The organism is Clostridium gallinarum (assembly GCF_014836325.1).
Classification (GTDB): Bacteria; Bacillota; Clostridia; order Clostridiales; family Clostridiaceae; genus Clostridium; species Clostridium gallinarum.
Genome location: NZ_JACSQZ010000087.1, coordinates 1 through 8,762, shown reverse-complemented (window position 1 = coordinate 8,762; position 8,762 = coordinate 1). Strand labels below are relative to the sequence as shown.

The window sequence follows — 8,762 nt, the reverse complement described above, 5'->3', positions numbered from 1 at the left end:
AGCAGAAGCATTGCGACTTGGTATAGCAACCCCTAAAAATATACTAGCAGCTAACACCATTGATAAAAGTTTTTTTTTCATTATAAATTCCCCCTTAAAACTCTATTAATTCGATTTAATAGTCTCTATTACTATTATTATTAATCCAATGATAATAATTAAGTATTGTAAAGGATATATACTAAGTCTTGAATCTAAAATTAATATTCCACCAATAAAAATTAAAGTTAATCCTAAAATTACCCCTTTATAATACTCTTTATTTTTTAGCAACCTCCATATTAAATAAGAAATAAATAAAATAAATAAAATAATACTTAATATAAAAGTTAATACGTTTATATTCTCACCCCCTTTATCTATATATTATATAATATGTTATTTTTTTGATTTTTTCAATATTTTCCTAATTTAAATAATAATTATATATTTGGGTATTTTTTATATTTTAAAATTAAACCAATATATTTGGTGAAATATATTATTTCAAAATAATATTTTATTCATAAATTAACTATTGAATATTTCGCTAAATTGTTCTTTTTAGTGAAAATTATTTAAAACAAGGTTTCAAATAATTTTGATATTAAAAAGCCTAATATTTCATAAATTAATTTATGAAATATTAGGCTTTAAATGTATTATTCATTTATTAATTTATGAACCAACCCAACGGAGCATTTATATACTTCAGAAATCTCTTTAACGGTTTTTCCTTGGATACGATACATTTTCATCATTTCTTTTTCTTGCTTTGAGAATCTTTCTTTTCTTCCAGCTCCACGCTCATTATGAGTTTTAGTCTTTACAGTTAGTCCTTCATTACTACTTTTTAAAAACTTGTTCTCATTTTTTAATTTATGAATATATCGTTAAATGGAATTTTAGCGAAATCTTAAATATCTATGATTTTAAGCCGTTTGTAAGCTATGGATTTTTAGAAAATCCATAGCTTTTTGTTTACTATAAATAAACTTTATAAAAAAAAGTAAGAATTCGCTATTAAAATAGCGAATTCTTACTTTTTTAACTATGTTTATTCATAAAATCAACTAAGGCTTGAGATACTAGATCTTTAGTCGTAAAGAATGGATACTGATTAGTAAATATCTTAAATTGCTCCCAAACTACATCATTTAATCTAATTGTTGCTTTAAATTGATTATCTTTAGGGTTGGGCAGCTTAATAATTATATTATTAGACTTGTTTTCAATACTGTCTGACAGGTTGTCCCCCATCTTGTCAGACATATTATTAAACATTTCTAACATCCTAAAAATTTCTTCTTTTTTATCAATTAATTCTACAATCTCTTTTATATCAATGTTGTTTTCTTTTATCTTAATATTTTCATCGTGTACGACAATTGCATTACTACTGTCATTTTGTTTATTTTTATTATTCTTACTTTGTACAATAGTTTCTTCAAATTTATCATTTTTTATAAAGATCTTTATTAATTTTCCTTTTTCATCATTTATATTTAGCTCATTCTCAACTCGTTTATAACCACGCCTAACTAATCTTTTTACAATTACTCTATCATTAACTTTAAAGTCATTTATTTCAATGTCTTTCATTTGTCTTCCATTTAGCAGCTCTGAGTTTATATAATTAATAAATTGATTTTCATTTGTATCTAATAATCCTATATCAATCATAAAATCACCTCTAAATATATAGTACTACAGATGTCATATTAAAATATATTAAAATATATTAAATTTTATATAATTTGATATATTTATATAAATTTAAGACAACTACTCTGTTGTTGTTTTATATGTTTTATATATAACTGTTTTATATGTTTTATATACCTTTTAAACCCTTGATATAACTAGCTTTTAAATTTTAAATACGACGTTTCCGTACCTAAATGCGACGTTTCCGTACCTAAATGAATTTTAAATACGACGTTTCCGTACCTAAATGCGACGTTTCCGTACCTAAATGCGACGCGTCTTTAATGTTGACGTAGTCGTATTTATTTGGTAATATATTGATATGGAGGTATTTATATGGATAAAAATTATATAGTTAAAAAATCTAATTATTTTATTATGAATTCAAGTTATGATTTAAGTTTAGAAGAACAAAAATTAATATTGACTTTAGCTAGTATGGTTCAGCCTATTGATGAAGATTTTAAACCATATAGATTTAAAATTAGTGAATTTATGAACTTACTAGGGGTAGATACAAAAACTAAATATACTGAAGTACCTAAAATAACTAAAGAGCTCATGAAAAAAGTATTTGAAATAGACGAAGATGATGAACTTATTCAAATATCATGGCTAAGTTCTGCTACATATAAAAAAGGGCACGGGCTTGTTGAACTAGAATTTTCTCCTAAACTAAAACCTTATATGTTAAAACTTAATAGTATGTTTACGCAATATAAATTATCTAATATTCTAAGTATGAAAAGTAAATATTCTCCTAGAATTTATGAAATTTTAAAATGTAACGAATTTAAGAAACAAGGATTTATAGAATTAGAGATAGATGAATTAAGAAAACTTCTAAAAGTAGAAAATATATATCCTAGATATAATGATTTCAAAAGAAAAATAATAGAACAATCACAAAAAGAATTAAATTTAAAAACTGATATAAGCTTTGAATTTGAAGAAATAAAAACAGGTAGAAAAGTAACTTCCTTAAAATTTTTTATTAAACCCAATAAGGATAAAAAAATAACCTACAACAATGGTAGTAATGTTATTGATGAAGTATCGGCAACAGTTTCAGAAGATATTGAAGTTAAGAGTATTAGAGAAATTAAAGATATAATAAATAGATCATGTAATATAAAAATATCAGATAAAGCAGCTAATGAATTTTATAAATTAGCATTAGAAAATAAGAATTTTAATAATGATCCTTTAAAACTAATAAAAGAAATAGCTGATTATTCAAAGACTCAAGATATTACAGACTTTAATATTTGGTTTAAAGCTTTACTAAAAAAATATGAAAAACCAGTTAAATCTCATAAGCAAATTAGCTTTAATAATTTTACTGGTCGTGGAGCTGATTATTATGGTAATCCAGATTTAGAAAAGAAATTATTAGGGTGGGATTAATAAAATTATTAGTATTCAAATATGAGAAAACAAATACTAAATATATAAAAAATAAAAATATGACGGTTAAGATTAAAAATTTGGTGGTTTTATATATATTTAATTCTCATTATAATTAAAAAACCCCAATTGATATATAGCTAATTAGCTATATATCAATTGGGGTTTTTATATAAGGTATAATACTAAATTTATGTCTATTACAGTGTCATGCATAAAGGATATAAAAAAAGTAATACTTTTTCATACCTAAATTAATTAAAAAACTAAGTTTTTTTATTTTGTAATAGATATGTTTTTACCTACAGTTTTTTATATAAACTAAGGAATTTTTTCTATATAAAAATTAAATTATTCATTGTTTTTTAATCTTTCTACTAAATCATCTATTGCTTTCTTATCTTTTCTTTTTATAGATTTAGTACTACTAGATATAAAGTCCATATATTTTTTCATATAAAAGAAATCCTCTCTCATTTCTACCTCAAAATCAGGAGTGTTATCATATACTTTTTTAGCAGCTATATAGAAATCAGGCTTTTTTGAAGCATTTTCAGTTTTTATATTGAAATTTCTAATTGTTTTTTGAGCCTTTGATTTTACTTCTTCAGCTTTTAAAAATTCATTGTATAAGTTGTACGCCCTATGCTCTGCATAGCTATATATAATTATTTTTATTTCTTCAATTCCTAAATCCAATGATTTTATTGAGTTTATTTGCTTTAAATATCCATAGGCAGTTTTAAAGTTACCATTATCCAAGATAATAAATTCTAATTTATTATCTTTAATTCTAGCTATAACTTTTGATATGTTATATAAATTTTCAAATACTTTTTGAACTTCATTAACTTTTGGAATTGTTACTTCTTCTACAGACTTAGTTATTCTATTAAATTTTTCTTCTATTTCTTTAAGTTCATTTTCTTTATTTAATATTTTTTCATTAAAGTCTTTCATAAGTTCATTTAAATTAGCTATTGCCTTATTTTTAATTAAAAAACTTTTATAAACTTCATCTTTAAGATTTTTTAAAGATTCTAATTCTAAATTTAATTCTTTAAAACCTGTTTTTAAAAACTTTTGAGATTTTTCTTTTATTTCACTTTCAAGTTCCCTACATTTTGAATCTAAATCAAGATATTCTTTATGTTCCTTAGATGAATCAAAAAGCCCTAAACCTTTATTAAATTTAACTATATTATTTTCAAATTCATCTTTTTCACTTTTTAAAGTTTCAATTTCAGATTTAATATTTTTTATATTTTCTTGATTATTTTTAAACCAATTATTATATATTTCACTATTTCCACTATGTCTTTTTATAAAAATAAGATCTTCTAAGGATTTCATAATGGATTCTTTATCAATAAGATCTTCTCCAGTTACTAATAAATGAAATTTATAGGCCGAAGATAATAATTGCTTTTCTGTTGGATTTTTATTTACCTTTTTAACGCTTATTCTGTTTTTTGTAATATTTGAATAATCTTCTTCACTATCTCTTAAATATAAATATTTCATTGCAGTATCAGAAAGGTATATGTATTTATAATTTTTATTTATATTTTCCATACCTATTAAGTTATTTTCTATCATTCCGTTTACTATAGCTTGTCCATTATCTATAAGTCTTTTAAATTGATCTAGGAAACAATAGTTACCTGATTTCATTAACATCTCTAGATAAGGCTTATATTTAAATTCAGCAGCAACAAAACTATCTAAAGCAATAATATCATCCCTTACTACAGCTTTCATTACACACACTCCATTCTTGAGCAACCAAGGCTAGTTGCTATTTCTTGTTTAAGTTCAATTACCGCTCCAGTGTAACTGGCCCCAACACTTTCTATTGCAATAAGTTCTCCATTAACTTCTATTGCAGCATCAATGCAAGTTTTAAGCTCTCCTTCTCTTTCAGGGTACATTTCATAGTATCTATCTATTAATTCTCGTTCATGCCTCCAGGTATCTTGAACATCACTATCTAGTCTATAATAAACTTCTGTAAGTTTAATATCATGCTCCAGGTGGTTTTTCTGTGCAACACAGAAGCTACTTATCCCAAATTCTTGCCTGCAATACTCCTTTCCAACCTTATCAAGTTGAACTATAAGATTATTTTCTCCACGAACTATGTGTTCGGAGGTTTTTATATAACCACTCTTTTCAAGTTTTTTAAGCCTTTCCATACTTAGGCCACAATGATCTTTAGCTTGCTTTGAATTACAGAGTCCAGTTTTGCTTAGCTGCTGCATAAGATCTCTATCTCGTCCAGTTACAACTTTTATAGTTGATGCTTTTCTTCCCCTAGCCATTGTTAATTCTCCTTATAATTAATTTCTCTTTGTACATCTTTTTATCAATAATTTCAAACTCATCATGATTCTCGATATAATTAATTATATCTTTAAAGTTATATGGCATCATTTGGCTGTTTTTAGCTTCATAGAAAGGCTTTTGAGTTTCTATAATACAAAATACCTTTGTAACACGCAAAAGCTCTTGTAGGACGTTACATAAGTTTTTAGTGGGTATAAACATTAATACAAAGTTACATAACACCACATCAAACATCTTATCTTCATATGGAAGCCCCGTATTTATATCATGCTTCGTGAAATTGACTTTAAATCTTTTAGGTTTTTCACTTGGAGCTGGAGTTAATTTATCAATTCCATAAAGATTTTTAAAACCGACTTTGTAAAAAAGATATAAATTTCTATAATGGCCACATCCAACATCAAGGATCTTATTGTTTAAATTAAGTTCTTGATTATACCTTTTTAAAAAAAGAAGGTTGTAATCACTATAACCTTCTTTTAGATGATTATTTATAAGAAATGACATACCTTATCTCCTTCATTTTTTTATAAATTTTAATCTTGGTTGTAACTTGTTTTCGAGTCGTATCCATTAAAACCAATCTTTGATTGGCTTGTTTTTGTCTTTAGACAAAAATTTTCATGGACATCTTATGCGAAGCATATAAGATAGACAGAAAACAAGTTATTCTAGACAAGAAAATTATTTCTTGTCTAGACTCTTTATTTAAAGCTATTTAGTTATTAATATTACATGTAAAATTTATAAAAGTCTATTAAGTCTGAAAAATATATTTTAATTGTATATAGTTTACATTATATTATAATTAAAAACAATATTTTAAATAAAAATATGAAATTAATCTGTATTAATTCTCTTTATTAAACAGTTCTTCTATTTTATATCCAAAATAATTTGATTCTAAAGTAAAGTTAGACTTATAATTTTCTAAATCATTTTTATTTTCTGGCTTAACTATAAAGTATTCTTTATCTTTACCTTTCAACTCAATAAAATCATAATATATATTATTCTTATAACTATTAATATCAGTATCTAATTCTATAAGTATACTTAATGTATAATAAATGGATTTTATATCCTTATATTCTGAATTGTTATAAATTTTAAAAACCTTATCTTCTAAATACTTATTATCAATGTTAATTGAGGAATATTCTGATATTTTTAGTAAATAATATAATTGTTCTAAATTTTCGCTATTATTTATATTTTTATCTATATACTCTTTATTGATTTTATTAAGCAATTTTAAATAAGAGTTTTCTAAATAATCGTAACTTTTGCTAACATTAAGTGCTAAATATATATCTCTAAGTTGAAATTGATCTATATCTTCAATATTATTAATATATTCATTTATAGCACTTATTTCTACATTTACAAAATCTGATTCTTTTAAATTAAATTTATTATATAACTTATCTATATAATAAAGATCTTTTATTTTTAATTCACTTAAGTTATTAATATAATTAAGAAAATAATTTTTTACTTTATTTTTATCATATTTAAACTTATAAGAATCCGATAAATAAGTACCATAATATAAATCTTCTACTAATGATATTGGCTTATTATTATAAATCCACATAAAACTACTTTTATTAATATAATCATCAATATATTTAGTATTTTTAATTTCAGATATATTCATTAATTGATAGGCTAATTGCATATCAACTTCTATAATATTATTAATTAAATTCTCATCTTTATAAAGGTCATTAACGACTATTTCCTTTTCAATTCCTAAAGCGTTATAAATTCCCTTATATTTAATTATAGAATTTATATAAATTAAGCTTATTTCAGAATGATTTTTTATACTTTCAATATAATTTTCCCAATAATTAAACCAATCAACTCTTTTTAAATAAAAATCATTAAGTTCAATATCTGTAATATTCCCTAGTAATACTATATTTTCAAATATGGGTAATCCAATATTGATTAGGTTTACTTCTTCATCATCATAAGTAAAATATTGATCATTTTCAAATAGCTTTAAACTTGATTCCTTTAATTCTAAAATAATATCATTTAATTCCTCATTATAACCATCCTTTTGAAAAATGTTTGATAATATTTTTATAGCAATATTATTTGCTGCAATTTTTTCTTCTAAACTATCACTTTGAGATTTTAAAAAGAACATTTTATTTTTTTTATCATAGTTCTTTAAAAGACGATTTAAATAATATTCTTTATTATTTAAATTATCATCTATATACTTGTCAAGTGCTGACATATAAAATAAATCATATAAACTATTAATATTATCTATAGTTAAATTATCAATTTTATTAATATATGAGCTTACACTTTCTTTTATTGTACTATTAATATTTTTTCCACAAATATTAATTGCCCAATATGTATTATAAATATTTATATTATTATTATACTTATCAAACATAATATCAGTAGTGAACATTGCTTCTGAATTATTTTCATAATATGAATCTTTAATCCAATATATTTCATTAGTTTTACTAATTTTAATTAAAATTGAAGTTAGTAAAACTAATGATAATATTAATATTATTTTTACAAATTTCTTTTCTCTAGTCATTTTTTTCTCCTAAAAAATCTCTACTAATTTGAATAGTAGAGATTTTTATTTTATAAATATACTTTATTAGATGCAGAAGTATTATAATCTATATTTCCATAATAAAATGATGCTGATGACCTTTGCATAACTGAAAGAATAGTAGTTGTTCCATAAGCATCTACTGTCCAATATGATAAAGAATATCCATCTTGTATATCACTAGCCGTATACTGTTTTGTTAAAGTTTTAGATGTAGAACCTCCTGTTATAGATATTCCACCTTTATCAGCTGTTACGGATGTTATCCCTACTCCATTAAATGTCCACTCATCTTTTTTACTAGGGTTTCTTGGATTTCCTTTAGATGGTACATATGCAAGTGCTGTAGTACTTCCTTTTACAGTACACTTTGTCATTGTATATGTTAAATTACTAAAGAAGTTAGATTCAACCCATCCATCAGCAACTTTTTTTACATCCTCAGCATTCATAGGTTGTGTCCATTCATAAGTTGAAATAGATCCATTCTTAATAGAATCATTTTTTACTATTTCATCTCCTAACTCCCTTGCAACATCAATTGCTTCAGCCTTATTTAAATTGCTATTTTCATCTAAAGTTATAATAGCTTCTCCATCTACTATACTTACTGTAACTCCTTTTTTAGATAAAGTTCCTAATTCGCTAGCAGAAGCATTGCGACTTGGTATAGCAACCCCTAAAAATATACTAGCAGCTAACACCATTGATAAAAGTTTTTTTT

The 8,762-nt window shown here is 23.7% G+C and carries 8 protein-coding genes; 1 reads left to right on the top strand and 7 read right to left on the bottom strand.

All coding sequences use genetic code 11. The features are described 5' to 3' along the window. Positions 1-105 precede the first annotated feature (105 nt). Both H9660_RS15170 and H9660_RS15165 read right to left on the bottom strand, forming a co-directional pair. A complete protein-coding gene (locus H9660_RS15170) occupies positions 106-273 on the bottom strand; it encodes a hypothetical protein (protein WP_191751224.1) in 168 nt (55 codons plus the stop codon). A 753-nt stretch (positions 274-1,026) separates the two neighbouring features. After that, the gene (locus H9660_RS15165; protein WP_191751223.1) at positions 1,027-1,662 is read right to left on the bottom strand and encodes a hypothetical protein; all 636 of its coding nucleotides are present in this window, start codon (positions 1,660-1,662) and stop codon (positions 1,027-1,029) included. Positions 1,663-2,022: 360 nt separating this feature from the next. Here H9660_RS15165 and H9660_RS15160 point away from each other — a divergent pair, with 360 nt between their 5' ends. Further along, positions 2,023-3,093 carry a replication initiation protein gene (locus H9660_RS15160; protein WP_191751222.1) on the top strand — a complete coding sequence of 357 codons (1,071 nt, stop codon included), beginning with the start codon at positions 2,023-2,025 and terminating at the stop codon, positions 3,091-3,093. 351 nt (positions 3,094-3,444) lie between these two features. Here the strand turns inward: H9660_RS15160 and H9660_RS15155 are convergent, their stop codons facing one another. The 5 genes from H9660_RS15155 to H9660_RS15135 form a co-directional block, all read right to left on the bottom strand. Further along, positions 3,445-4,854: a coiled-coil domain-containing protein gene (locus H9660_RS15155; protein ID WP_191751221.1), complete on the bottom strand. Its 1,410-nt coding sequence runs from the start codon at positions 4,852-4,854 to the stop codon at positions 3,445-3,447. Beyond that, the gene (locus tag H9660_RS15150; RefSeq protein WP_191751220.1) at positions 4,854-5,354 is read right to left on the bottom strand and encodes a hypothetical protein; all 501 of its coding nucleotides are present in this window, start codon (positions 5,352-5,354) and stop codon (positions 4,854-4,856) included. The genes H9660_RS15155 and H9660_RS15150 overlap by 1 nt, the downstream gene beginning before the upstream one ends. Positions 5,355-5,406: 52 nt before the next feature. Beyond that, a complete protein-coding gene (locus H9660_RS15145) occupies positions 5,407-5,946 on the bottom strand; it encodes a class I SAM-dependent methyltransferase (protein ID WP_191751219.1) in 540 nt (179 codons plus the stop codon). 343 nt (positions 5,947-6,289) lie between these two features. Continuing rightward, positions 6,290-8,017, bottom strand: a complete 1,728-nt coding sequence (locus H9660_RS15140; protein ID WP_191751218.1) for a hypothetical protein — start codon at positions 8,015-8,017, stop codon at positions 6,290-6,292. A gap of 50 nt (positions 8,018-8,067) precedes the next feature. Beyond that, on the bottom strand, positions 8,068-8,762 hold a 695-nt coding region (locus tag H9660_RS15135; RefSeq protein ID WP_191751217.1), incomplete at its 5' end, for a hypothetical protein.

Bases quoted from the DNA above. Each gene is read 5' to 3' on its own strand.
- H9660_RS15165 (WP_191751223.1), bottom strand. From the start codon at position 1,662: ATGATTGATATAGGATTATTAGATACAAATGAAAATCAATTTATTAAT.
- H9660_RS15160 (WP_191751222.1), top strand. From the start codon at position 2,023: ATGGATAAAAATTATATAGTTAAAAAATCTAATTATTTTATTATGAAT.
- H9660_RS15155 (WP_191751221.1), bottom strand. From the start codon at position 4,854: ATGAAAGCTGTAGTAAGGGATGATATTATTGCTTTAGATAGTTTTGTT.
- H9660_RS15150 (WP_191751220.1), bottom strand. From the start codon at position 5,354: ATGCAGCAGCTAAGCAAAACTGGACTCTGTAATTCAAAGCAAGCTAAA.
- H9660_RS15145 (WP_191751219.1), bottom strand. From the start codon at position 5,946: ATGTCATTTCTTATAAATAATCATCTAAAAGAAGGTTATAGTGATTAC.
- H9660_RS15140 (WP_191751218.1), bottom strand. From the start codon at position 8,017: ATGACTAGAGAAAAGAAATTTGTAAAAATAATATTAATATTATCATTA.